General features: G+C 64.1%; 23 protein-coding genes. 13 read left to right on the top strand and 10 right to left on the bottom strand.

What is annotated here, in order from left to right; translation table 11 throughout:
* Positions 1 to 113: 113 nt before the first annotated feature.
* Positions 114 to 917, bottom strand: coding sequence for an ABC transporter ATP-binding protein (locus tag E1H16_RS01860; protein WP_134321982.1), 804 nt, complete (start codon positions 915 to 917; stop codon positions 114 to 116).
* Between the two features lie 174 nt (positions 918 to 1091).
* Between E1H16_RS01860 and E1H16_RS01855 the strand changes: the two genes are divergently transcribed.
* The 3 genes from E1H16_RS01855 (at position 1092) to E1H16_RS01845 (ending at position 3559) form a co-directional block, all read left to right on the top strand.
* On the top strand, positions 1092 to 1787 hold the full coding sequence (locus tag E1H16_RS01855; RefSeq protein WP_166741581.1) for a GntR family transcriptional regulator: 696 nt from the start codon (positions 1092 to 1094) through the stop codon (positions 1785 to 1787).
* Positions 1784 to 3013, top strand: coding sequence for an MFS transporter (locus E1H16_RS01850; protein ID WP_134321980.1), 1230 nt, complete (start codon positions 1784 to 1786; stop codon positions 3011 to 3013). Before E1H16_RS01855 ends, E1H16_RS01850 begins: the two co-directional genes overlap by 4 nt.
* A gap of 63 nt (positions 3014 to 3076) precedes the next feature.
* Positions 3077 to 3559 carry a DUF1648 domain-containing protein gene (locus E1H16_RS01845; protein ID WP_166741580.1) on the top strand — a complete coding sequence of 161 codons (483 nt, stop codon included), beginning with the start codon at positions 3077 to 3079 and terminating at the stop codon, positions 3557 to 3559.
* Positions 3560 to 3578: 19 nt separating this feature from the next.
* On the opposite strand, the gene E1H16_RS01840 is transcribed toward E1H16_RS01845, so the two are convergent.
* Positions 3579 to 4586 carry a DMT family transporter gene (locus E1H16_RS01840; protein WP_134321978.1) on the bottom strand — a complete coding sequence of 336 codons (1008 nt, stop codon included), beginning with the start codon at positions 4584 to 4586 and terminating at the stop codon, positions 3579 to 3581.
* A 150-nt stretch (positions 4587 to 4736) separates the two neighbouring features.
* On the opposite strand from E1H16_RS01840, the gene E1H16_RS01835 reads away from it, so the two are divergent.
* From E1H16_RS01835 to E1H16_RS01815, 5 genes are all read left to right on the top strand, one after another.
* Positions 4737 to 5033 (top strand): antibiotic biosynthesis monooxygenase family protein, encoded by a 297-nt coding sequence (locus E1H16_RS01835; RefSeq protein ID WP_134321977.1) that lies wholly within the window; start codon positions 4737 to 4739, stop codon positions 5031 to 5033.
* Between the two features lie 21 nt (positions 5034 to 5054).
* The gene (locus tag E1H16_RS01830; RefSeq protein WP_134321976.1) at positions 5055 to 6800 is read left to right on the top strand and encodes a chorismate-binding protein; all 1746 of its coding nucleotides are present in this window, start codon (positions 5055 to 5057) and stop codon (positions 6798 to 6800) included.
* A gap of 115 nt (positions 6801 to 6915) precedes the next feature.
* Positions 6916 to 7377 carry a MarR family winged helix-turn-helix transcriptional regulator gene (locus tag E1H16_RS01825; RefSeq protein ID WP_134321975.1) on the top strand — a complete coding sequence of 154 codons (462 nt, stop codon included), beginning with the start codon at positions 6916 to 6918 and terminating at the stop codon, positions 7375 to 7377.
* Positions 7374 to 8819, top strand: coding sequence for an MFS transporter (locus E1H16_RS01820; protein WP_208378795.1), 1446 nt, complete (start codon positions 7374 to 7376; stop codon positions 8817 to 8819). The genes E1H16_RS01825 and E1H16_RS01820 overlap by 4 nt, the downstream gene beginning before the upstream one ends.
* A 124-nt stretch (positions 8820 to 8943) precedes the next feature.
* Positions 8944 to 10164, top strand: a complete 1221-nt coding sequence (locus tag E1H16_RS01815; protein WP_166741579.1) for an MFS transporter — start codon at positions 8944 to 8946, stop codon at positions 10162 to 10164.
* Positions 10165 to 10185: 21 nt separating this feature from the next.
* Here the strand turns inward: E1H16_RS01815 and E1H16_RS01810 are convergent, their stop codons facing one another.
* Positions 10186 to 10665 (bottom strand): SRPBCC family protein, encoded by a 480-nt coding sequence (locus tag E1H16_RS01810; protein ID WP_134321973.1) that lies wholly within the window; start codon positions 10663 to 10665, stop codon positions 10186 to 10188.
* A gap of 104 nt (positions 10666 to 10769) precedes the next feature.
* Here E1H16_RS01810 and E1H16_RS01805 point away from each other — a divergent pair, with 104 nt between their 5' ends.
* On the top strand, positions 10770 to 12281 hold the full coding sequence (locus E1H16_RS01805; protein WP_208378794.1) for a fatty acyl-CoA synthetase: 1512 nt from the start codon (positions 10770 to 10772) through the stop codon (positions 12279 to 12281).
* 117 nt (positions 12282 to 12398) lie between these two features.
* Here the strand turns inward: E1H16_RS01805 and E1H16_RS01800 are convergent, their stop codons facing one another.
* On the bottom strand, positions 12399 to 13961 hold the full coding sequence (locus E1H16_RS01800) for a TM0106 family RecB-like putative nuclease (RefSeq protein WP_134321972.1): 1563 nt from the start codon (positions 13959 to 13961) through the stop codon (positions 12399 to 12401).
* Positions 13962 to 14128: 167 nt separating this feature from the next.
* On the opposite strand from E1H16_RS01800, the gene E1H16_RS01795 reads away from it, so the two are divergent.
* Positions 14129 to 15325, top strand: a complete 1197-nt coding sequence (locus tag E1H16_RS01795; RefSeq protein WP_134321971.1) for a cytochrome P450 — start codon at positions 14129 to 14131, stop codon at positions 15323 to 15325.
* A gap of 43 nt (positions 15326 to 15368) precedes the next feature.
* Positions 15369 to 16133 (top strand): SDR family NAD(P)-dependent oxidoreductase, encoded by a 765-nt coding sequence (locus tag E1H16_RS01790; RefSeq protein ID WP_134321970.1) that lies wholly within the window; start codon positions 15369 to 15371, stop codon positions 16131 to 16133.
* Between the two features lie 132 nt (positions 16134 to 16265).
* Here E1H16_RS01790 and E1H16_RS01785 read toward each other — a convergent pair whose 3' ends face one another.
* From E1H16_RS01785 to E1H16_RS01765, 5 genes are all read right to left on the bottom strand, one after another.
* On the bottom strand, positions 16266 to 17120 hold the full coding sequence (locus E1H16_RS01785; protein ID WP_134321969.1) for a hypothetical protein: 855 nt from the start codon (positions 17118 to 17120) through the stop codon (positions 16266 to 16268).
* A 110-nt stretch (positions 17121 to 17230) separates the two neighbouring features.
* Positions 17231 to 17800, bottom strand: coding sequence for a carboxymuconolactone decarboxylase family protein (locus E1H16_RS01780; protein WP_134321968.1), 570 nt, complete (start codon positions 17798 to 17800; stop codon positions 17231 to 17233).
* A gap of 19 nt (positions 17801 to 17819) precedes the next feature.
* Entirely contained in the window at positions 17820 to 18359 is a 540-nt protein-coding gene (locus tag E1H16_RS01775) for a Clp protease N-terminal domain-containing protein (RefSeq protein WP_134321967.1), read from the bottom strand.
* A 2-nt stretch (positions 18360 to 18361) separates the two neighbouring features.
* The gene (locus E1H16_RS01770) at positions 18362 to 18592 is read right to left on the bottom strand and encodes an AsnC family protein (protein ID WP_134321966.1); all 231 of its coding nucleotides are present in this window, start codon (positions 18590 to 18592) and stop codon (positions 18362 to 18364) included.
* 114 nt (positions 18593 to 18706) lie between these two features.
* Positions 18707 to 20224, bottom strand: coding sequence for a serine/threonine-protein kinase (locus E1H16_RS01765; RefSeq protein ID WP_134321965.1), 1518 nt, complete (start codon positions 20222 to 20224; stop codon positions 18707 to 18709).
* Between the two features lie 141 nt (positions 20225 to 20365).
* Between E1H16_RS01765 and E1H16_RS01760 the strand changes: the two genes are divergently transcribed.
* On the top strand, positions 20366 to 20899 hold the full coding sequence (locus E1H16_RS01760) for a hypothetical protein (RefSeq protein ID WP_134321964.1): 534 nt from the start codon (positions 20366 to 20368) through the stop codon (positions 20897 to 20899).
* A 99-nt stretch (positions 20900 to 20998) separates the two neighbouring features.
* Positions 20999 to 21997 (top strand): dTDP-glucose 4,6-dehydratase, encoded by a 999-nt coding sequence (gene rfbB / locus E1H16_RS01755; RefSeq protein WP_208378793.1) that lies wholly within the window; start codon positions 20999 to 21001, stop codon positions 21995 to 21997.
* A gap of 42 nt (positions 21998 to 22039) precedes the next feature.
* Here rfbB and E1H16_RS01750 read toward each other — a convergent pair whose 3' ends face one another.
* Positions 22040 to 23134, bottom strand: coding sequence for a D-alanine--D-alanine ligase family protein (locus E1H16_RS01750; RefSeq protein WP_134321963.1), 1095 nt, complete (start codon positions 23132 to 23134; stop codon positions 22040 to 22042).
* Positions 23135 to 23161: the final 27 nt, after the last annotated feature.

Genomic DNA, 23161 nt, shown 5'->3' with positions numbered 1-23161 from the left:
CGTGCCCGCGGCGACTCATCGGCCGTCGTAGTCGCCGGCGCAGCGCCGTAGCGGGATTGTGGTTCCTTGTGTCGGGGGCGTAGCCGGTTTGCATCGACGTCGCTGGCGTGCGACTACGCCATGACAGACGTGCGACGGGCCCGCGCCAGCCAACGACCGTCCTGGTGTTCGATCTGGATCGGGTGCTGGAAACTCTCGGTCACGAGTTCGGTGGTCAACACATCCTCGGCACGTCCGGCCGCGAGGACGGTGCCGTGCTTGATCAGCATCGCGTGTGTGGTGGTCTCCGGTAGTTCCTCCAAGTGGTGGGTCACCAGGATCGTCGCGAGCTCGGGTTTGGAGTGGTGTAGCCGATCGACGGTTTCCAAGAGCTGTTCACGGGCAGCCACATCCAGCCCGGTCGACGGCTCATCCAGCAGTAACAACTGCGGATCGGTAATCAATGCTCTGGCGATCAGCGTGCGGCCGCGTTCGCCTTGAGACATGGTCGGCCAGGTCGCGCCATCGAGTGCGTCCAGGCCCAGTGTGGTGATGAGTTCGTCGGCGCGGGCGAGTAGATCTTTATCGGGATTCCACCGCGCCATCAGTTCGGTCGTACCGGTCGCTCCGGTGAGTACGGCCTGCCGGACACTCAGCGCCGTGCGCAGCGGATGCCGCGGGTTCACGTGGCCGATCGACTCACGTAATTTGCGGATCTCCACGCGGCCCAACTGATGACCCAGCACATGCACGGTGCCGCGAGTGGGGTGCTGCTGCGCGCCGCACATGCTCAGGATGGTGCTCTTCCCTGCGCCGTTCGGACCGATCAGGGCCCAATGTTCGCCCGCGCGAACAGTGAGGTTGATATCGGTGAGGATCTGTCGGCCGGCGCGGACGAAGTCGACGCTCCGTAGTCGCAGGGTGTCCCTAGTGCTCATCCGCGGATGGATCCTTTCGTGGTGATGATTCGGGTTGCCGTCGTCCGCGCGGTCGCAAGAGGTAGACGCTACTTAACTCTCCCGGCGGATCACGCCGTTGCGGGTACGAGATGGCGCACACGCGATCTGTCCTGTGGCGATTCCTTCCGCAAGGATAGATGCAAGCATAGATGCATGAGGCGTACGATCGACAACATGGTCGATCTGCTGACACTTCCGTGGGAACGTTTGGACGACAGTTGCACCATTGCCATGCGCATGGCGGCGTTCACGGCACGGCAGATCGTCGAACGGCGTTTTGAGGCGGGAGACCTCTTGAGTGAGGGCGCTCTAGCGGACTCGCTGGGCGTGAGTCGGACTCCGGCTCGCGAGGCCATGCTGCAGTTGGAGAGTTGGCAATTGGTGCGGTTGGTGCCTAAGAAGGGCGCCATCATCACCTCGGTGACCAGTGAGCAGCGCCGTGACTTGCTCGCGGTTCGGGCTCTGTTCGAGACCAACGCGATCGCGACGATTGGCCAGGACACCGCGACCTTGGCAGAGGACCTGCGTGCGATCGTCGAGATGCAGCGCAATGCGTTGGCAGAGCGCGACATCTTGCAGTTTGCGAGCACGGATTACGCCATGCACGCCCGGATCATCCGCGGCGGCGGAAACAGCATCGTCGACGAAGTGTTGGCCGGACTCGGCCCGCGTCTGGCACGATTGACCTATCAGGCGATCCTGGACCAGGTGGGCTCGCTCGAGAAGATTTTCGCGGAGCATGAGCAACTGGTCGACCTCGCCAGTGCCGGTGACGCGACGAAGTTCGGCTCCCTCGTTCGCAGCCATATCAACGATGTGCACTTCGGTCCGCGCGGAGCTGCCCGTTGAGCGCTGCGCTACTCCAAGCGCCTGCCGTCGATCCAACCCGTGCCGGTGGTGCGGGTTGGAAGCGGGTTGCGCTGGCCGTTTTTCTGCTCGCGTGGGGCGGTAACCACTTCACTCCACTGCTGCACATGTACGAAGTGCGCGGTGGATACGCGTCGTGGCAAGCAAATCTGCTGCTAGGCACGTATGTCGCCGGCCTCGTCCCGGGGTTGCTGATCGCCTCGGCGATCTCTGATCGACATGGCCGTAAGCCGGTGTTGTTCGGTGGGACGCTGCTGGCGATCGGCGGTTCAGTGCTGCTTGGCGCCGGATTCGACAGTTACTGGCTACTGTGCGTGGGGCGCGCCTTCGCTGGAATCGGCGTCGGTGTGGCGATGTCCGTGGGCACCAGTTGGATCAAGGAACTCTCTTCGCCGCCGTACGACGAACATTCGAGCGGCAGCGCGGGAGCGCGGCGGCCGTCTCTGGCGTTGACTGGCGGTTTCGCGCTGGGTGCGTTGGTGACGGGATTGCTGGCGCAGTGGGGGCCGGCACCCCAGGTGACGCCGTACGCGGTGCATATCGCGCTGAGTGTTGTCGCCCTCGCGGTCTTGGCGCGGGCGCCCGAGTCATTGCCCGTGGCATCACGTACCGACAAATCATGGTGGCAGGACCTGCGAATTCCCTCGACCGGGCACCGACGATTCACTCGGTTGGTGCTACCGGCGGCGCCGTGGGTATTCGGCGCAGCCGGGGTTGCGTACGCGATCATGCCGGCCGTGGTGCAGTCCGGACTCGGCGATCAGGCGACCCTGTACGCAACAGCGTTGACCGTGCTGACGCTCGGGACGGGAGCGCTCGCGCAGAACGCGGTATCGGCGATCAACCGTCGTACCGGTGGACGCGCGCTCGTCGTGGGTCTCGCGGCGATGGCGGCGGGTCTGGCGCTAGCGGTGATCGCCGCCGAACTGGCTAATCCAGTGATCGCTGTGTTTGTCGCGATCGCCCTCGGAGCGGCGTACGGCATCTGTCTGGTCGCGGGTCTGATCCACGTGCAGGCGATCGCGACGCCGCAGGACCTAGCGGGGCTGACTGGGGTGTACTACTCGCTGACCTACACCGGATTTCTGTTGCCGGCGGCGCTCGCGGCGCTGTTGCCGCTCGTCTCGTACGGCCCTTCGCTGATTGCTGTTTCGCTGATCTGCCTGGGGTGCCTGTTGGTCGTGATCCGCGAGTCCTCGCGGCACTGAGGTCGACCTCGTACGATGTGCCCCGTTGCAGTCGTAGTTCGATCTGAGCGGGAGGGAATGCTGATGGCCGCGCGTGCACGCCCGGTGCGGACCTACCAAACGGGCCAGGTTGTCGTGCTGTTGCGATGGACCACGATCGTCGCCACCGCGATACTGACCGTGTTCGTGTTGGTGCGTTATCCGTCTATGCCTCAGCGCGTGCCGACACACTTTGGGTTAGGCGGGGAGGCGGACGCCTACGGCCCGCGATGGACGGTGATCCTGCTCGCGGCAATCCTGACCGCAGTGGTCGCTCTACTGGCATGGCTATCCGGGAAACCCGCATCGTTCAATTACCCGGTTCGCGTGACGGAAGCGAACTCGCAGCGGCTCTACCGCGAGGGCGAGCGCATGCTGGCGTGGACGAACGGCGCGGTATGGCTGCTATATCTGGGGGCCGTGCTGGCGATCCTGGAGTCCGGGAGCGGCGGTGTCGTGGTGGTGGCGGGCCTCATCGCGATGGGGATCGTTTTGATCGTTGGAATCGTGAGGATGCTGCGAGCGTGACGTCGCGGCTCGGCGATCGCTAGGGAGGGCCAACCCGCTCGGGTGTGTCGGCTTCGACGGGCGGACCGATCTTTCGACTGGGAATGGTCGTGAGCAGCAGTCCGACGAGGACGATGGCCATCGAGATGAATGTCGTCGGGCCAACCTCTGCCTCGGCAGAATGGAACGTGAGGTCGATGATCAGGGAGCCCAGTAGGTTGCCGAATAGTGATACGAGACTCAGCAGCAGCACTCCCAACCGCGCGACCGTGACCGTCGTGACGCCGATGAACACGATCCCGAGCAGTCCGCCGATGAGCACCCACCATTGGCCGGGCAGTTGAGGTGTGTCGTGGATTCGGAATCCAGTGCCAAAGAGCACGACTGTGCACAGTGCAAGGAACACCGTACCGACGAAGAAGTTGATGGTCGTCGCCGCGATCGCCGAGGAGGACTTGATCCGTAGTCGTCCGTTGAATGCCTGCTGCAGTGCGGTCAGCCCGCCCGTGACGAACGGCAAGATTGGCGCCCACAGCGGGATTCCCTTGCCGAGTACGTCGACCGCGGACAGCGTAACGCCCGCGATGACGACCAGAGTGCCGACGATCCGCCAGAGCGTCGGTGGCTTGCGCCCGCCCGGTGGCAGGTGCGTGTTGTCCACGACCAGCGCGCCGGTGAGCTGACCAGACACGAACGCCATGGTGAACACAGCGACACCCATCAACGGGACCGTCACGGATTGGGACAGCACGATCATCGCGCCTCCGAGTCCGCCGAGGGTCATCCACCACGGGAACTCGCCCGAGCGCACGTAGCTAATGGCGCTGCCGATCCCGCGGCGTGCCTTCGGGGTGAGTATGGATGCGACGATCAGCACGATCAGGCCCGATCCGAACGAGTACGTAGCGGCGATGAGGCCGTGCCCGAGGATGCTGCCGAGTTCGCCGTTCGCCGTGCTTTGTAGCGCCATTCCGACGCCGGCTACGGCAGTCGCGAGCGTCGCGACGGTCGCGGCAGATCGTGTTACGTGCGAGCCGGGCTGACGCATGCCGTATCCCGTCGGTCGAAGGGTGCGTGGAACGCAGTCGACCCTAGACCCGATCTGGCGATGCTTTCGAGGCATCGGAGCGTGACTGTCCGCACTAAGCCCCTCCTGCCCGCGGCCGCCTGTTCGATGGCGGCGACTTAGGCTGAAGGCATGTCAGTTGTGAAGATCAATGCCATCCAGGTCCCTGAGGGCGCGGGCCCTGAACTCGAGAAGCGTTTCGCCGCGCGTAAGCACGCGGTCGATTCGTCGCCAGGTTTCGAAGGATTCCAGTTGCTGCGGCCGACCGCGGGGGAGGATCGCTACTTCGTCGTTACGCAGTGGGCGGATGAAGCCTCGTTTCAGTCGTGGCGCGAGGATCGTGCTCCGGCGGCTCACGGTCTAAAGGAGGGCCAGCAGCCGGTCGCTTCAGGCGCCAGCCTCCTCGAGTTCGAGGTTGTCGACCTCTAGGTCGAGAGAACCGATCACAGGATGACCGCGCTCGGCGGCGCCGGGGCCTCCGGTGACATCACGGCACTCACCTGCCTCTGGCGAGATGACGATTCCCCGGTATGGCAGCAATTCCGCGATCCGCAGCGGATCCTCCAGGCGAGCGACCTCACCGACGTACCGCGAGTCCTGCGCGCCGCTGAGCAGTACGCCAAGGCGGGTAAGTGGTGTGTGGGGTACGTCGCCTACGAGGCGGCGCCAGCGTTCGATCGTTCCCGGGTGGCGCATGGCGCCGGGGAACTTCCACTAGCGCACTTTGCGGTGTACGACGTCGCTGAACCCGCCGTAGCGCCAAGCGGTGCACCAGTGCAGACCGGGGCCTGGACGATCCCGCCGCGCAGCGACTACTACGAGTCGCTCGCGCGGATCCACGGTGAGATCGTCGACGGCAACACTTTCCAGGTCAACCACACCGTCGAGTTGCAGGCGCACACCTCGAGTAGCGCGCGTGACGTGTTCGCTGAACTGTATGGACGGCAACCCACCTCGTACGCCGCGTTTCTCGATGTCGGCGGCACGTCAGTACTCAGCGTCTCGCCCGAACTGTTCTTCTCCCGTCGTGGCTCGCAGCTCACCATGCGTCCGATGAAGGGCACCATCGCGCGCGGAAGCACGAGCGATAGTGACGATGCGAATCGTCGCTGGCTGCTGACGTCGGCGAAGAACCGCGCGGAGAACACGATGATCGTGGATCTACTGCGTAACGATCTCGGCCGCATAGCTTCGCCTGGCACGGTACGCGTCACCGAATTGGTGAGGTTGGAGACGTACCCGAGTTTTCATGCCCTCACCTCGACGATCACCGCCGAGGCCCCAGGGGTCGATCTCGTCGACATCTTCGCCGCGCTGTTCCCATGCGGGTCGGTGACCGGAGCGCCGAAGGCGTCCACCATGCGCATCATCGCCGAGGAAGAATCCCGTCCGCGTGGAGTGTATTGCGGCGCAATCGGAATCCTTGCCCCCGGCGGCGATACGCGATTCAGCGTCGCGATCCGCACCGCTGAACTACACCCGGGCGGCACGCTGCGATACAGCGTCGGCGGCGGTATCACGGCCGCCTCGGACCCCGCCGAGGAGTACGACGAGTTACTGACCAAGGCGCGCATCGCCCTCACGCTTCCCGGACCGGATCTGCTCGAGACGATGCTGCTGCACGACGGCGAGTTCGCGCACGTTGATCGGCATCTAGGGCGATTAACGGCATCGTCCATCCAGTTGGGATATATCTACGACGAGGTGATGGTGCGCCGTGCGCTCGACGAGTGTGCGGCGCAGCACCCGAGCGGTAGCTGGCGCGCGCGGCTGCTGCTTAGTCGAGCGGGAGGCGTGCGGGTCGAGGCCCATTCGTTCATGCCCGAGCCGCAAAAGGTGATGACCGCCCGGATCTGCGCCGACCGGGTACGCAGCGACGACGTACGCCTGCGACACAAACTGACCGATCGCGGGATTTACGACTCGCGCCGCATTGCGGGAGTCGACACCACCTTGTTGGTGAACGAACGCGACGAAGTCACGGAGTTCCTGTTCGGCAATATCGTCGTACGCCGTGGCGCTGACCTGCTGACCCCGCCGCTGGGGTGTGGACTGCTGCCCGGCGTCGGTCGCGCGATTGCCCTCGCGGACGGCGTACGTGAACAGGTCATCTCCGTCGCGGAACTTCAGACGTGCGATGAGGTGTGGCATGTGAACAGCCTGCGTGGCTGGAACCGGGTCCAGATCGATACGTGAATTGGTCAGGTTGGCTGACTAGATCCACCGCTCATCGGAACGAATCCAGAGCGTATGGTGAACAGCGCTAGGGAAATAGCCAGTATTGTTGCGTAAATTTGGGGGGCGACTTAAGGTGCCTGATACGCCTCCGCCGGACCTCGAGCGCGTGATCGAACTGCGCGATAACGTCACCGCGTTCTGGCGCCGGTTGCGCAGCGAACGTGCCGATCACCTCATTACGCCGTCTCAGCTGCAAGCCCTCGGCCACCTGCGCCGGCACGGCGCGATGTCAGCCACTCGACTCGCGCACCACGAGCAGGTGACCCCGCAGTCCATCGCTCGCACGATCGCGATATTGCAGGACGCCGGACTCGTGACCCGCACCCCCGATCCACACGACGCGCGCGCATACCTCATCGAGATCACCGACGCTGGCCAACGATTGCTCGCCGACGATCGTGAACGTCGAGCCGGACTGCTCACCGAACTCATTCACACCGAGTGCACCGCGCACGAGCGCGACATCCTCTTCGTCGCGGGCCGGATCATGGGGGAGCTGGCCGACGCGCCACGGCAAACGCCCGGGGACCGGTGAGCGCCAAGCGAGTGCCCCTGCCCATCTCGATCGGGCTCGGCACCGGCAACATGCTGCAACCGCTGAACTCCTCCATGATCGCGGTCGCGGTGGTGCCGATCGCGCTCCACCTGGGCTCGGCGGACGGTATCGCATGGATCATTTCCGCCTTATATATCGCAACCGCGGTGTCCGCGCCCAGTGCGGGCAGGCTGGGGACGGTCCTCGGTGCACGCCGCGTCTACCTCGGCGGGCTGGCCGTCATCGCCGCCGGTTCACTGTTGGGCGCATTCGCCTCGAGCCTCGGCTGGTTGATTGCCGCTCGCGTGCTGCAAGGTATCGGGACCGCCAGCCAGTACCCGACCGCGATGACGATCATCCGCACCATCGTGGCGAAAACCGGCGCCTCCACGAACTCCGCAATCGCGGTGATGTCGATGTGCGCGCAGTCGACCGTCGCGTTCGGGCCGACCCTCGGAGGCTTACTGGTCTCGCTGTTCGGCTGGCAGGCGATCATGTGGATCAACCTCCCGCTGGTGCTGATGTCCACGGTATGGGTGTTGAAGATCGTGCCGAAAGACCCGCCGCTGCGGGTGCACGGCCGGGAACTGATCCGGGTGCTGGACCCGATCGGCTTGGTGTCCTTCACCGCCGTGATCGCCACGATGATGTTCGTGCTGCTGTCATTAGTGGATGATCCGCTGTGGTGGCTGATCCCGGTGTTCGCCGCGGTGACCGCATTCTTCGTGTGGTGGGAGCGCCGCCAAGACGAGCCGTTCGTCGACGTCCGCGCGCTCGCGGGCAATCGCTCGCTGATGCTCACCCTGGTGCGCACCACCGCGACGTACGCCGCGTTCTACTGCATATTTTTCGGGATCCCGCAGTGGTTGCAGGCATCGCGAGGTCTGGACGCATCGGTCGCCGGGTTGGTGATGTTGCCGATCGCCGTCATCGGCATTGTCTCCACCCTCGTCGCGACCAGGACGGTGGCCACCCGCGGTATCCGGTGGACCCTGCTGGTCGGCAGCGGCATGCTGATCGTCAGCGGTCTGTTGATCGTGTTCGTCGAGTCGGCGTCCACCAGCATTCCGGTGCTGTTGCTGGTCGCGTGCGTCTTCGGCATACCGAACGGGTTCAACAACATCGGTAATCAGAACGCGGTCAACGCGGTGACGACGGTGTCGCAGATCGGGCCGGCCATCGGGATGTACCGAACCGTGCAGTACGTCGGAGCGAATCTCGCCTCGGTCGTCATCGAACTCACGGGTACAAGCGGGGACGGCGACTCGGCGCTGCATCTGGTGGGCTGGTTCATCGTGATCGTCGGGGCGGCGCTCGTCGTCGGTTCAGCGTTCTCCCGTCGACTTCGCCAAGCGGACTTGCGGGCCCGGGCGCGAATACGGTGGGCCGCGCGAGGCCATAACCAACACGCAGACGAGACCCAAACAGCCCTGGAGACATGAGCGGGTAGCCACGCGAGAGTTGACTGATCCGCGCACAAGTGACGGACGGTAGAAGTGACGCGGAGGCCAACGTTCGTACGGCGCAGTGTCGCAGTAGTCCGGGGCGTCTGCAATGATCGGGCACATGACCGACCTAGCGGCTACCGACGCGCGCACTGGCCCGCGGTACGCCGTCGATTCGGGTCGCGGCTGGTTGGTCGTCGTGGCCACCTTCATCAGCACGTTCACTGGCTTTGGCCTGGTCTACAGCTTCGGCGCCTTCTTTGATTCGATGGCTGCCGAGTTCAACGTGGGCCGAGCCGCGACCGCTTTCATGCTCGCGATCACCAGCGCGATCTACTTCTGTCTGGGTGTCGTTACCGGTCGTATCGGTGATCGTCTCGGACCGAAACCGTTACTGGTCACGGCCGCGGTCACCCTCGGTGCCGGAATCATCCTGACCTCTCGCGTGGACTCGATTGAACTCGGCTACGTCACGTACGGCGCAGGACTGGGTATCGCAGTGGCGTGCGCCTACGTGCCGATGGTCGCGTTTGTCGGCGGCTGGTTCGACAAGAAGCGGACGACGGCGCTCGGCGTCGCGGTCAGTGGTATCGGGATGGGCACGCTGGTCATGGCGCCGGTCTCCCAGGCGCTGATCAACGCGTATGGGTGGCGACAGGCGTTCGTCATCCTTGGTATCGGTGGTGCGATCACGATGCTGATCGCGGCGGCGATCGCGCAGCGCCCACCGGTCAGCCAGCAGGTCGAACCCCGGCCGTCTCTGGGGTACCTGCTGCGCCATCGGTCGTTCGTGCTGCTGTATCTCAACGGCGTGCTGATCGGCAGTACGATCCTGATCTCGTTCGCCTTCCTGAAGAACTACGCGGTCGGCTACGACATCTCGGACAGTTCCGCGGCGCTGCTGGTCGGGCTGGTCGGCGCCGCGAGCGTCATCGGCAGACTTGGTATCGGCAGTCTCGGCGGGCGCTTCGAACCGATCCGGTTGCTGCGTGGCAGTTTCGTGTTGATGACTCTCAGTTACTTCCTGTGGCTGTTCTCGTCCGGAAGTTTCGCCGTACTGGTCGTGTTCACGATTGTGATGGGCATCGGCTACGGCGGATACATCGCGTTGATGCCCGCGGTCGCCGCGACCATTTTCGGGACCAAAGGCCTCGGACAGACGCTCGGGTTGCTGTATACGTCTGCCGGTATCGGTGGATTAATCGGCCCAACCATGATCGGGGCCATCATCGACGGCGCTTCGTACGAAGTGGCGCTGATCGTCACGATCGTGCTGACCGGCTGTGCAGCCGCATGCTTGTTCTTTATTCATGTATCGCGGCGCCCCGCTCTTCGGGACTAGGTAGTAGAGAATTCGCGTCACCTAGGAATACGAACTGACCTGGTCGATCAGGCGGCGGATCGTCTGGCGCATCTCGTCGCTGGTGACCCGGGGGAGTCGGTTGTGCTCGAGGTAGCCGGCATCAGTGACCTGGGACCAGTCGCAGGTCTGAGTCACCACGGTCTCACCCTTCGGGCCGACGTCGAATTGCCAGTCCCAACGCACACCGACAGGAGGCGTGGCCGGTTTCGTCGGACGCCACGCGAGCTGCAGATCCTGCATGTACTCCACGACGTGGTTCTCGACGGTGTAATGCTGGCCGTCACGGTCGCTCATCTGCATAGTGAACGTGTCGCCGACGGCGCGTACCGGGGCGCCTTCGGCCGCGAGCAGAGCGCCAGAACCGTCGATGAGCACGTGATTGGCCGGGACGGTCAAGAAGTCGAACAGTGCGGGAATCGGGGCGTCGGTGACTACAGAAACGCTCAGTTTGTGCTCGGACTGTTCGACGGTGTCGCTCATACCTCTGACGGTAATCGTCTGCGCTGGCCTGCGCGAGGGTTAACCACACTGCGGAAGTACAGTGTTCGGTACCACAATCCCCTCGTAACAGGAGCGTGTTGGCCGTGCTGCAGAGCCATGCGAATACCATCGATGTTGCCGTCTCCCGCCAGGCACGGCGGATCCCCACTAAGACGGCCGTTACATACGAAGACCGCTCCTGGACATACCAGGAGTTCGACCACGCGATCTCGCGGGTCGCTGGTTATCTGCAGTCTCTCGGGCTCACCAAAGGCGACCGCGTGGCGGCCTACGGGCAGAATTCGGACGCCTACGGAATCCTTTATTACGCATGCGGGCGCGCCGGGCTGGTGCACGTCCCGCTGAACTATGCGCTGACGGGCGGAGAACTGGAATATCTGCTCGATGACTGTGGTGCGTCGGCGATCTTCGTTGATGAGCACCTCGACCAGTACATAGACGCGCTGCCGGCGGTGCCTGCGATCCGTAGATCATTCACCGAGGGCCCGGACAGCGTACTGGCGCGCGCTTCTGTCGGGGACGTTCCCGAGTTAGGCCAGAGTGCCGATCCGGAGGACCTCGCACAGCTGCTATACACGTCGGGTACGACCTCCCGCCCGAAGGGGTCGATGATGACCCATCGCGCGATGACTTTCCATCTGGCCTCAAATGTGGTGGCGCTGGACCTGCAGGAGTCCGATACGCAGGTGCTGTGCATGCCGCTTTACCACTCCGCGGGGATGCATTGCTTCCTCACACCGCACCTGGCAATCGGCGCCACGACACACATCATGCAGGTGCCGGACGTGCCGAAGATCCTGGAAAAGGTCGAGTCAACGAAGGCGACCAACATATTCCTGGCACCGACCGTGTGGGTGCCGTTGACCAATCATCCGGAGTTCGCGACGAGGGATTGGTCGTCGTTGCGTAAGGCGTTCTATGGGGCGTCGATCATGCCGGTGCCCGTCGTCCGCCGATTGATGGACCGCCTTCCCGAGCTCGGCCTCTACAACTGCTTTGGGCAGTCGGAGGTCGGTCCGCTGGCGACCGTACTGCGGCCGGAGGAGCACGAGGGGCGGATGGATTCGTGTGGGCGCGCGATCTTGTTCGTCGAGATGCGCGTGGTTGATACGGAAATGAACGACGTAGCGCCGGGTGACACTGGTGAGGTTGTCTACCGTTCGCCGCAGTTGTTCGAAGGTTACTGGAACAAGCCAGAAGCGACCGAAGAGGCGTTTGCCGGCGGTTGGTTCCATTCGGGCGATCTCGCCAGGATCGACGACGAGGGTTACATCACCGTGGTTGACCGGATCAAGGACGTGATCAACACCGGTGGTGTGCTGGTGGCCTCACGTGAGGTCGAGGATTGCTTGTATACCCACGAAGCGGTGGCGGAGGTAGCCGTCGTCGGGATGCCCGATGAGAAGTGGATCGAGGCGATAACCGCGTTTGTGGTGCTGCGGCCAGATGCATCGGTCGAAGCCGCGGAGTTGATCGAGCACACCCGCAAGTCGCTGGCGAAGTTCAAGATCCCGAAGGAGATCCGGTTCGTCGAGGAGTTGCCGCGTAACCAGTCCGGCAAGCTGCTCAAGCGAGTCCTTCGCGACGGCGCCTAATCCGGTCGTCCTTCCGGCTAGTCTGACCGGTTGCTCGTCCGAGCGTTCGTTGGTCACGTGTCAGTCGTCCTGCGCGTGCCGTGAGCCACGCGGTTGCCGACCACGTGCGGCGACGAGTTAGGAAATGTGGGTGAGCAGCCAGTCGCGGAGTCGGCGGGTCGACATGCAGTCGTACTCGTTGTACGCCGCTAGCGCGTCCAGCACCGCGCCCGCCTGCTGATAACGTCCGCTTTCGCGTAACTCCATATATTGCTGGTAACCGAGTACGGACGAGGCGCCATCGAGCACCGGACCGGTACGTGGCTGCTCGCTCATGTACAACGGCTCGATCTTCTTCAATCCGTACCCGGATTGCGAGGTACGGACGCTGCCTTTAACCACCGGCAGCAGGTCGATGAATAACCCAGCCGAAAGCCACGCAGACACCTCATCGCCGACCACCGCATGCCGCTTTACCAACTCCATCAGAACGGCAGTCTCATAGTTGCCGTAGTGATAGATGTGAAACTCAGGTGACCGACGCAGCCGCGCCGAAACGAACTCGACGAACTTCAGCAACGCGTCGCGTTCGGCATCCCGGTCGTGCGCCCAGAACGTGACGTAGGGGTTCGGCTCTGAGGGCACGCACATGCCGAATAGGTAATGCAATCCGCGTTCGTCGCCTGGCCCCTGCGCCCACATCGGGTCGCTTTCGAGGTCGAAGAAGACGTCCAGTGAGTCCGGCGCGGGCATCGCCCGTAGCGGGCTCTCGTCGTACACCTCGTACACCGGCGGGAGTTGCAACGACGGGTCCAACTCAGTGCCCGGGGGCATCTGGCGTACCTGCAGTCGTGCTTGTGCTCGAATGGTCGCGAAGCGGTCCTGCTCCAACCCCTCAACCGGTCCGGTGGCCACCGCCAACTCGTCCAGGGTCCGGATTCCGGCGGCGCGCAGCAATACCCGATCTGGCATCCGCACCCCGGCGGTCAGCCGCACATCGCGCGCGACGGTCATCGCTTCGCGGCAGGTGTCGCACCACCCGCAGGCCGCGACCGAATCGTCCTCCCAGGACACCGCGGTGCGTGCGGTCAACCGCCGCGCCAGGGCGGCATCGAACCGGGCCATTTCCGTTCGTGCGCGTTCCATCGCCTCGGGTAGTGCGACGTCGAGTCGCGCATCATTGCCGTTGACCAATATCGCTTCGGCTTCCAGCGGTACGCCGCGCGAGAGCAACGCCAAGGCGATCGCGCCGATCTGCAACAGGTAGACGTCTTTCACCCGCAGACCCAATCGGACCTCGGTCAACTGCCACCGCTCACCGATACGCAACAGCAGATCGGCAGACCCATACAGTGAGCCCGCCGATATCGGAACCTGAGCCAGCACCTGAGCCCCGGAGGTAAACGCTGACATCGCTGCCGCTGCCTCGCGGCCCGTCGGATCGCTCGCCCCGGAAAGTACGGCGACCCCGCCCAGGGAGTTGGGCGAGTGAGCACCGTACCGCTGTAGGTAATCCTCCAGCACTCGCTGCTGATGCGCCCGTCCGACGTCCCCCATCCGCTGACCGAGCACGTCGGTGTCCTCGATCGCTTCGCCGCGACCCAGCACCGCATCGGCCTGCCGCAGTGCGCTGAATTGGCAGATTGCGAACCCCCGCAGATCACTCGGCGTGTAATAAAATCTGCCGTGCTCGAGGCGCATCCGTATCCTTTCGTCTGCATCGACCGTATCCCTCGGTCCGGACAACCGTGGTCGGACTCACCACTGAGCCGCCAGAGCAGTCGGCGTGGGCGGCGTTAAGGTCGAAACGCAAGACTCGACATCGGATCACGTCGATGCCCGAGCCGATCGAGACGTGGAGTTGTTCCATGACCGCCGAAGCGAACTTTGTCCTCCCGCTACTACGCGAGGGTGTGGATCCAGCCCCCGAACTCGGAGCGCTGCGCACCGAGGGCCCCGTCGCGAAGCTCGAACTACCCGAGGGCATCAACGTCGGCGCCTGGCTGATCACGCGCTACGAGGATGCGAAGGCCGTGTTGGGAGATCACCAGCGATTCTCCAACGACTTCACCAAACTAACCGAGGCCGGCGATCTGACCGACCTGATCAACCAGGACCCGGGCGGCTTGGGTCTGCTGGACCCGCCCGATCACACCCGGCTTCGCAAGATCGTCACCCCCGAGTTCACCATGCGGCGTCTGCGTCGTCTCGAACCGATGATTCAGCGGATCATCGCTGAGCGTCTCGACGCGATCGAAGCGGCTGGTCCCGGCGCTGACCTGGTGGAGTTGTACGCCGTCCCGATCCCCGCCCTGGTTATCTGCGAACTGCTCGGCGTCCCGTATGAGGACCGCGACGAGTTCACCGATCACAGCGCCGATCGGTTCAACTTCACCGGTGACATCGGCGACTCGCTCGGTGAGATCGGTGAGTCCCTGAAGTACCTGCGTGGCCTGGTGGCGAAGATGCGTAAGGACCCGAACGACGGGTTGATCGGCCAGATCATTCGCGAACACGGCGACAGCATCAGCGACGTCGAACTCGCCGGCCTGGCCGACGGCATCCTCACCGGTGGGCACGAGACCACCGCGTCGATGATCGCCCTCGCCGCGCATCTGCTGATGCAGGATCCAGAGCACATGCGGATCGTCCGCGAAGCCGACGACAAGCAGATGCTGCAGATCGTCGACGAACTGCTGCGCTATTTGACCGTCGTACAGATCGGCTTCCCGCGCCTTGCCAAGGAAGACGTCGAGATCGGTGGTCAGCTCATCCGTAAGGGCGAACTTGCTCTGGTCTCGCTCGTTGCCGCGAACCGCGATGAAGCGCTCGCGGAGGACGGCGACACCTTCAAGATCACTCGGGGATCAACCTCACATATGGCGTTCGGCTACGGCATCCATCGTTGCGTCGGTGCCGAACTTGGCCGAATGGAGCTCAAGGTAGCGATTCCGGAGTTGCTGCGCCGATTCGCGGACCTCAAACATGTCGGTGATCCCGATGAAGCCGAGTATCGGATGTTTTCGATTGTCTTTGGTTTGGAATCGCTGCCCGTCACCTGGTAATCCGATCAGTGACCGGCGCGAGTGGACGGTCTAAAGTCGGCGCATGACTTCATTCGCAGATCTCACTCGATTCGACGGCAAGGTCGTCCTGATCACCGGCGCCTCGTCCGGTCTGGGCGCGGCGATGGCGGTTGCGTTCGCCGAGCAAGGTGCCGATGTCGCCATCTGTGGCCGACGTCTGGAAAAACTGGAGCAGGTCGCCAAGCAGGTCGAGGAGGCCGGTCGGCGCTGCGTCGTCGTGCAGGCCGACAACAGCAAGATCGAGGATTGCCAGCGGTTCGCACAGACCACTATGGACGAACTCGGCCGCATCGACGTAGTCATCAACAATGCGGGCCTTGGCACCGCGGTACCGATGACCCGCGAAAAGCCCGAAGAGTGGCAGCAGGTCGTGGACATCAACCTCAACGGCGTCTACTGGATGACCCAGGCCGCCGTACCGCTGATGGAGCGCGGCGGCAACGTCCTGAACGTCTCCAGCATTCTGGCGATCTGGTCCGGCGGTCTTCCGCAGGCGGCGTACTCCGCAACCAAGGCCGCGCTGCTGGGCCTCACCCGCGATCTGGCAGTGCAGTTGACCGGGCGGAAGGGTATCCGCGTGAACGCGATCCAGCCGGGTTATTTCCCGACCGAGATGACCGATCAGCAGGACGAGAAATACATGCAGTACGTCGCGGAGACCGCACCGATGGGGCGGCTTGGGGAGAACCACGAACTCGTCAATTCGGCGATCTTCCTGTGCTCGGATGCCGCATCGTTCATCACTGGTACCTCGCTGGTCGTCGACGGCGGTCTCACGGTCCGCTAACCGGCGACCGGGCGGCGCAGCAACGCCGACTTACGTCGTACACGCTTTACGTCGTACATAGCGTTGGCCCTCGTCCAGCAGGAGTGACCCCGCCGGCCGAGGGCCAACACGGTGTCGAGAGGCCAATCGCCGTCAGATGTCGCGGACGGCGCGGTGACTACGCCACGCCTTCGCGAATCCGAGGTACGCGCCGGCGTTACACAGCGCCAAGGCCAACAGCAGGACGGCGCCCAGTAGATGATCGTCGAGGATCGGATTGGTCGCCGCGGAAACGCCGTCCGCGGCGCGATGCCCTGCCGGCCACGACGCGAGGTACATCAGCGCGTACATCACGATCCCGCAGATCGAGGCAAACCACGTCAGCCAGGTGCCGAGTCCGACTAGAAGCACGATGCCAATGCCCAGTAGGCCGGCCATGAACAGCCAGTCAGCCCAGGTTTGGCCGTAGAACGTCTCGAAGAACGACGCGAATGGATTGTTCGGGTCGTTGACGACCACGCCGAGGAAGCCGGACGTCGGACTGCCACCGTTGATCCAGGCGCTCTCGCTTGGAGTGGACCAGCCGAACCCGAATGTCTTGTCCAGGAACGCCCACAAGAATTGCCATCCGACGAAGATTCGTAGGATCCCCAACATCCAGCCACCGACGGCGGGGATGTGGAAGCCGCGCTTGGCGACGCCCTGTTCGGCTGGGACGGGGGCTGCTGTCGAGTCGTCGATCGTCGAGCCGGTGATGAACCGGTCTTCGGGGCGCTCGCGGCCATCTGCCGGGAGCAAACCGGCCGGGAAGGTCGCCGTTTCCGTGGTCGGTTGATCGTCGTACGCCGGCACCGCGGGAATTGCGCGGGTCGACTCGACGTCACCGTCGTCGTACTGGCGTTGGGCCGCGGGGTCGGTCGGGCCCATGCCGTCACTGCGGAACTGATCGGTATCGCGGGTGGGCTGATCAGGCGCGCGATCGTTGGGGTCGAAGCCAGAGCCGGTCATCAGGGGTCCTCCTGGGGATGGGCCGCCATGGCGCCCGCTGGTACGGGGCACCTGTGCGCGCGGGGTTACGCGTGCGAATTCACTGTAGTCCGCTGCTGGGCACCGAACCCTTAGCGCGGCGGTTCGATGCCCAGTGAATGCATTAACAGCGCGAGATTGCTGTAGTGCCCGACCAGTAAGCACACTTCGACCAGACCTTGCTCACCCCACGCGCCGAGAATCTCGGTGCTGAGATCGTCCGGTAGCCGGGCACCGGAAAGTACGCCGCGTGCTGCTCGCCAAGCCAACTCGATCTCGGGGTCCGCGGGCGGGTTGCCCTCGCGAATCGCGGCGATATCGGCGTCGGTGAGCAGGTCCGCGCGGCGCACGATAGCCTCATGCGCCCACCATTCGAAGCGGCCTTCCCAGTGCACGGCGGTGGTGAGGATCGCCGCTTCGTTCACCCTGCGCGGCAGCGATGCCTCATGGCGCAACGCAACGCCGAGTGCGGACACCGCAGCGCCGATCTGCGGTGTGCGGAGCAACGGATCGAACGGCCCGCGCAGTGCGTTGTCCTCGTCGGTCAACGAAAGGTTCGAGCTGACATTCTGGCGTTTGCCCAGGATCGCGTCGTACAAGTCGCGTTGTTCGTCGCTGAGTTCGTTGCGGGGAATAGGGCGTAGCACCGGCTTCTCATTCATGGGGCGAGTCTGCCATCTCTCACGCGGTTTGTGCGGTCCCGCCGGCGTCCAACTCGGCGCGAAGCGCTGCGATGTCGACGCCCGCGTCGACGACGATGCGGTAACCGGATCCGACGCATTCGCGTAGTACGCCGAGCAGCAGGTGTCGGTCGTCGATCGCCTTCTCGCCTAGCCGAATCGCTTCGCGTAGTGCCAGTTCCAGGCTTTTCTTGGCCGCTTTGCTGAAGGGGAGGTGGCCTTTGCGGTGACCTCGTTCGAGGGCGCCGGGGCCGAAATACGCTTCGACCCGTTCGCGGACGGTATCCAGGTCGATGCGGAGGTCGCTGAGCGCGTCGGCGTCGAGCCCGTCCTTCGGCGCCGCGAGGTCACGTATTGCGCGCTCGATGGCATCCCGGCTGAGTCCGCGTTGAGCGAGCGCTCCGGCGGCGACGCTGCCGGGGTGATTTGCGATCGCCAGGATGAGGTGTTCGGTGCCGATGTGGTCGTGCCGTAGGGCGACGGCTCCTTCCTGGGCGCCGACGACGATGTCGCGAGCGGTCTTGGTGAATCGTTCGAACATGCCTATTTCTCCTTGCTGAAGATGCGGCCGCGCGCGTATTTGCGATGTACGGCCTGCCGAGTGACGCCGAGTCGATCGGCGATCTGTTGCCAGGACCAGCCGAGTTTGCGGGCGTTATCGACCTGGAGCGCCTCGAGTCGTTCGACGAGGATGCGCAGGGCGTGTACCGCCTTCAACCCGCGGTCGGGGTCGGCGCCTCCCGCGGTGGTGGTGAGTTGGTCGGTGTTGGTCATGTTGTCAACATATGTTGACGGACCGGTCATGTCAACATATGTTGACACGGCAAGTCGAGGCCTGCCGAGTCCAGATGTGCACAGATCACGCGCGAACGTGGTGAGGCAGTGGCCCTATTTGGGGGTGTGTACGTCGTTCGCCACCGACATCGCCGTCAGGTTGTAGCCGCCGTCGGCGGTTTCCACCAGGGTTGCGGTCTGGTCTTGCTCGGTGATTTCGGTATCGGTGTCGTAGACGCAATGCATCGAGACCGTCAACGACGAGGGGTCGGCGGTGAAGTCGGTGCACGTCACCCAATTCACCGTTTCCCAGTAGTCCAGGTAACTCGGGTAATTGCTGGCCAGGCTGCCGGTCAGATACCCGTTGAACGCGCCGCCGGGATCCTGCGGCAACATCGCGTAGTAGTCCGAGACAGTGTTCTCCATCGCCACGGCGGCTTCTTCAGGGGTGCTCGACATCGACGCGCTGGCGGAGGGCGTCTCGGACGGTGCTTGAGATGACGATTCGCTCGAGGGAGATTCCTCGGAACGCTCCGGTTCTGAGGATCCTGATCCCGGAGGATTGGCGCTCGGGTCGGCGTCCTCGGAGGTAGTGGCCACGGACCCCGGTGGGCTTCCGGTCGGTGAATCCTCCTGCTGCGACAGCGTCATGACGAGTGCGACCGCGGCGCCGCCCAATAACACGACGGCAGCGGCGATAATCGCGATCAGCCGGCCTCGCGAACCTGAGGAACTCGGTGGTGGCGCGGCGTACGGCGTAGGCGCCGATGATGGCTGCGCGCCCTGATACGCCGGCACATCAACGGTCCGCGACTCGGAATCGGACGGCGGTGACGCGGCGAGTTCTGCGAGTTTCTCGTGCGCGGTGGCCATGTTCCAGCGACGAAGCGGGTCGACGTCCAGCAGATGTGCCAGCGTTGGCGCGAGGTAACCCGCGTGGTGCGCCGGTTCGGGTGTCTCCAACCCGACTCGATACAGCAGCGCGATCGTGTTCTCGTTCAGCCCGAACGGCGGGTACCCCTCCAGCGCGTGGAAGATCGTCGCGCCGAGGCTCCACACATCGGACGGCGGCGCGGGAGCGCGTCCGCGGGCAACCTCTGGCGCGAAGTACGCCGGCGTCCCCGCGAGCAACCCGGTGCGAGTCAATTGCGGATCGGTGTTGGCTTTCGCGACGCCGAAGTCGGTGATTTTTGCCAGCCCGAACTCGTCGACCAGGATGTTGCTCGGCTTGATATCGCGATGCACTATCCCCGCGGCGTGGGCCGCGGCCAACGCGCTGGCGACCTGCGCTGCGATCGGGGTGATCTCGCGCGGTGTCAACAGGCCGCGGCTGGTGATGATCTCCGACAAGTTCTGAGCAGCGACGTACTCCATCACGAGCCACGGCTTGTGCTCATGTTCGGTGACGTCGTATATCGCGACCGCGTTCGGGTGGTTGAGGGACGCGGCGAGCCGCGCCTCGCGACGGGCGCGCTCGGCCTGCTCCGCGTCGTTGCCAGGTAGGCCGCCGATCTGCTTGATCGCGACCTCGCGGTCAAGTACCTCGTCGTGGCACAGCCAGACAGTGCCCATGCCGCCACGGCCGATCGGCCGCACTAGCCGGTAGCGGCCGGCGATGAGCTCGTTCTCCACATGAGTCCTTTGCTGGGCGTGCCGGTGATCGTACCGATCGAGATGTTAGGTCCGACGCGCAGTTTTCGACTGGGGATCCTCCCTCGCCAATACCACCGGCCGTGCGCGGGTCCCGTCGGCAGAGGATGGCACGATGGGGCTATGACTTTGATCCTCGTTGCCCCAGGCGGAGGCCGCGCGAATGTGATCGCCGCCGGCATGGCGGCCGCGGCCGGAATGCGCGGTGCGCGAGTCAATCTGGGTGCGCTGCAGACCACTGACGTTGACGTACCAGGCTTCGTAACCGCGGTGAGTGGACTGCTGAAGCAGGTCGAGTTGTGCATCGTGTTCTTCGAGGACGCCGCGAACGATCCGGCATTCATCTACTCGGTATGCGAGGCCGTCGAGGACGCCGATATCGATCTGGTGCTGCACGTGGCCTGCGGTCGATCCACCGATGATGCTGTGGAGTTGGTCGATGCGCTGCGTGAGCGCAGTCTTGAGCCCAGCGGGCTGGTCCTGGACACCGCGCCGACCGATCCGATCAAGTACGTCGAGGCGCGGCAGTTCCTGGGGGCGGCTGTGGGCGTCCCGGTGATCGGTGCGCTACCGGAGGGCGCCGAAGCCCTCGAGCCCAACGAATTCGCGAAGAACTCGCTGCAGTGGTTCGACGAGGACGACACCTACGACGACTGACAGATATATCGACGTCACAGCGCAGACGCCGCGATACAGCAGTGCTGACGCGATAGCCTGTCAGGTCAGAGGGACCCTGATCGGAAGGCAATATCTTTCATGACTCGCATGCTTGTGACCGGAGCCGCTGGCTTCATCGGCGCGAACTTCGTCATCCAGGCGTTGCGCACCAATGCGGACTTCGAGATCACTGTCGTCGATGCGCTCACGTACGCCGGCAACCGTGACAACCTGAAGACCGTCGCCGACAAGATCGCGTTCGTGCACGGAGACATCGCCGACCGCGCCCTGATGGATTCGTTGATCAAGGACACCGACATCGTGGTCCATTTCGCGGCCGAATCGCATGTCGATAATTCGCTCGACGATCCGTCCCCGTTCATCGACAGCAACATCCTCGGCACCTTCTCGATCCTGGAGGCGTGTCGCAAGCACGGTAAGCGGCTGCACCACATTTCCACCGATGAGGTTTTCGGGGATCTTGAACTCGACTCGCCGGATAAGTTTCGCGAGGACACTCCCTACGACCCGTCCTCGCCGTACTCGGCCTCGAAGGCGGCGTCCGATCACCTGGTACGCGCCTGGATCCGCTCGTTCGGCCTGCAGGCGACGCTGTCGAACTGCGCGAACAACTACGGTCCGTACCACCACGTGGAGAAGTTCCTGCCGCGGCAGATCACCAATATCCTCACCGGTCAGCGCCCCAAGTTGTACGGCGCCGGCGTGAATGTGCGCGAGTGGACGCATGTCGACGATCACAACGCCGCCGTGCTGCTGATCCTCGAGAAGGGCCGCATCGGCGAGACCTACCTGATCGGCTCTGGTGAGGAGCGGCAGAACAAGGACATCCTCACCGAATTGCTCGACGTGATGGGGCAGGCGGCCGACGCGTTCGACTTCGTGCCGGACCGTCCAGGGCACGATCTTCGCTACGCGATCGACTCGACCAAGCTCCGTACCGAACTGGGCTGGGCGCCGCAGTACGCCACCCTGCGCGAAGGATTGGAAGCCACGGTGGCGTGGTTCAGCGAGAACGAGTGGTGGTGGAAGCCGCTGAAGGAAGCGACCGAGGCCCGCTACCAGAAGCTCGGCCGGTAGCGACGCCAGCCGGTCCCTGGTCTCCGGGATCGCGCGGGTTGGTCAGCGGATTGCGGCGCGGCGGGCGTGCCGCCGTATCGCGATCTCAACCAGGCGGTCGATCAGGTCCGAGTAACTCACGCCGGTCGCTTCCCACAGTTTCGGGTACATCGAGTACGGCGTGAACCCCGGCAACGTATTGGGCTCGTTCAGTAACCAGCCCGCACCGGGGCGCTCGGCAGTCCCGGCATCGTAGAAGAAGTCGATCCGGGCCAGTCCGCTGCAGCGCAGCGTCCGGAACACGCGCACCGCCAGTTCGCGCACCTCGGCGATCTGTTCCGCGGGTAGGTCTGCGGGGATGCGTAGTTGCGCTCCTCCGGAGATGTACTTGTCCTCGTAATCGTAGAAATCAGCACCCGGGATGATCTCGCCCGGCACGCTCGCCTCGGGCTCGAGATCGCCGAGCACCGCGACCTCGATCTCGCGACCGGTGATACCCGACTCCAGTACCAGGACCTCGTCGTACTGCAGCGCATCCTTGATCGCCATGGTGAGGCCAGCCGCGTCGGGCACCTTGCTGACGCCGACCGAAGACCCCATGTTGGCGGGTTTGACGAAGATCGGAAAGGTCAACTCGGCCGCGGCCCGCTCAGCCAACTGTTCGGGTGTTTCGCCGGTGCCGTCGTAGTAGGCGATCCAGTTTCCTTGCGGGATACCGGCCTGTGCGGTCACGGTCTTGGCCATCGCTTTGTCCATGCACACGGCCGACCCGAGCACGCCCGACCCGACGTACGGCACGCCGGCGAGTTCGAGCATGCCCTGCACCGTGCCGTCCTCCCCGTGCGGACCGTGTAACAACGGCAGGACGACGGTCACCCGGTCGGGTTCGGCGCCGATGATCTCCAGGGGGTTGACCGGCGTGCCGGTCGGCGTCAGCGTGCCCTCGATCGGGCGGCCGCCGGCTAGTGCCTCGAGCGCGACGTCGTGCCGCACCCACTGACCATCACGGGTGATCCCGATCGGCACCAGGTCGTAGGCCTCGTGATTCGCCGCAGCCAACAGGTGGGTCGCAGAGGTGCAGCTGACGTCGTGTTCGGCGGAGATTCCGCCGAAGAGCACGATCAGGCGGATGCGGTCGGAATCGGAAGCGCTAGGCATGCCGTTCAGCCTACGACCGAGGCGCGC

Origin of the sequence: Cumulibacter soli, assembly GCF_004382795.1 — a bacterium.
Taxonomy (GTDB): Bacteria; Actinomycetota; Actinomycetes; order Mycobacteriales; family Antricoccaceae; genus Cumulibacter; species Cumulibacter soli.
This window is presented reverse-complemented; position numbering and strand designations above follow the sequence as displayed.

Excerpts from the sequence above, each read along its gene's own strand:
- E1H16_RS01860 (WP_134321982.1), bottom strand. The coding sequence starts at position 917 with ATGAGCACTAGGGACACCCTGCGACTACGGAGCGTCGACTTCGTCCGC.
- E1H16_RS01855 (WP_166741581.1), top strand. The coding sequence starts at position 1,092 with ATGAGGCGTACGATCGACAACATGGTCGATCTGCTGACACTTCCGTGG.
- E1H16_RS01845 (WP_166741580.1), top strand. The coding sequence starts at position 3,077 with ATGGCCGCGCGTGCACGCCCGGTGCGGACCTACCAAACGGGCCAGGTT.
- E1H16_RS01840 (WP_134321978.1), bottom strand. The coding sequence starts at position 4,586 with ATGCGTCAGCCCGGCTCGCACGTAACACGATCTGCCGCGACCGTCGCG.
- E1H16_RS01835 (WP_134321977.1), top strand. The coding sequence starts at position 4,737 with ATGTCAGTTGTGAAGATCAATGCCATCCAGGTCCCTGAGGGCGCGGGC.
- E1H16_RS01830 (WP_134321976.1), top strand. The coding sequence starts at position 5,055 with ATGACCGCGCTCGGCGGCGCCGGGGCCTCCGGTGACATCACGGCACTC.
- E1H16_RS01815 (WP_166741579.1), top strand. The coding sequence starts at position 8,944 with ATGACCGACCTAGCGGCTACCGACGCGCGCACTGGCCCGCGGTACGCC.
- E1H16_RS01810 (WP_134321973.1), bottom strand. The coding sequence starts at position 10,665 with ATGAGCGACACCGTCGAACAGTCCGAGCACAAACTGAGCGTTTCTGTA.
- E1H16_RS01800 (WP_134321972.1), bottom strand. The coding sequence starts at position 13,961 with ATGCGCCTCGAGCACGGCAGATTTTATTACACGCCGAGTGATCTGCGG.
- E1H16_RS01795 (WP_134321971.1), top strand. The coding sequence starts at position 14,129 with ATGACCGCCGAAGCGAACTTTGTCCTCCCGCTACTACGCGAGGGTGTG.
- E1H16_RS01790 (WP_134321970.1), top strand. The coding sequence starts at position 15,369 with ATGACTTCATTCGCAGATCTCACTCGATTCGACGGCAAGGTCGTCCTG.
- E1H16_RS01785 (WP_134321969.1), bottom strand. The coding sequence starts at position 17,120 with ATGACCGGCTCTGGCTTCGACCCCAACGATCGCGCGCCTGATCAGCCC.
- E1H16_RS01780 (WP_134321968.1), bottom strand. The coding sequence starts at position 17,800 with ATGAATGAGAAGCCGGTGCTACGCCCTATTCCCCGCAACGAACTCAGC.
- E1H16_RS01775 (WP_134321967.1), bottom strand. The coding sequence starts at position 18,359 with ATGTTCGAACGATTCACCAAGACCGCTCGCGACATCGTCGTCGGCGCC.
- E1H16_RS01770 (WP_134321966.1), bottom strand. The coding sequence starts at position 18,592 with ATGACCAACACCGACCAACTCACCACCACCGCGGGAGGCGCCGACCCC.
- E1H16_RS01760 (WP_134321964.1), top strand. The coding sequence starts at position 20,366 with ATGACTTTGATCCTCGTTGCCCCAGGCGGAGGCCGCGCGAATGTGATC.
- rfbB (WP_208378793.1), top strand. The coding sequence starts at position 20,999 with ATGACTCGCATGCTTGTGACCGGAGCCGCTGGCTTCATCGGCGCGAAC.
- E1H16_RS01750 (WP_134321963.1), bottom strand. The coding sequence starts at position 23,134 with ATGCCTAGCGCTTCCGATTCCGACCGCATCCGCCTGATCGTGCTCTTC.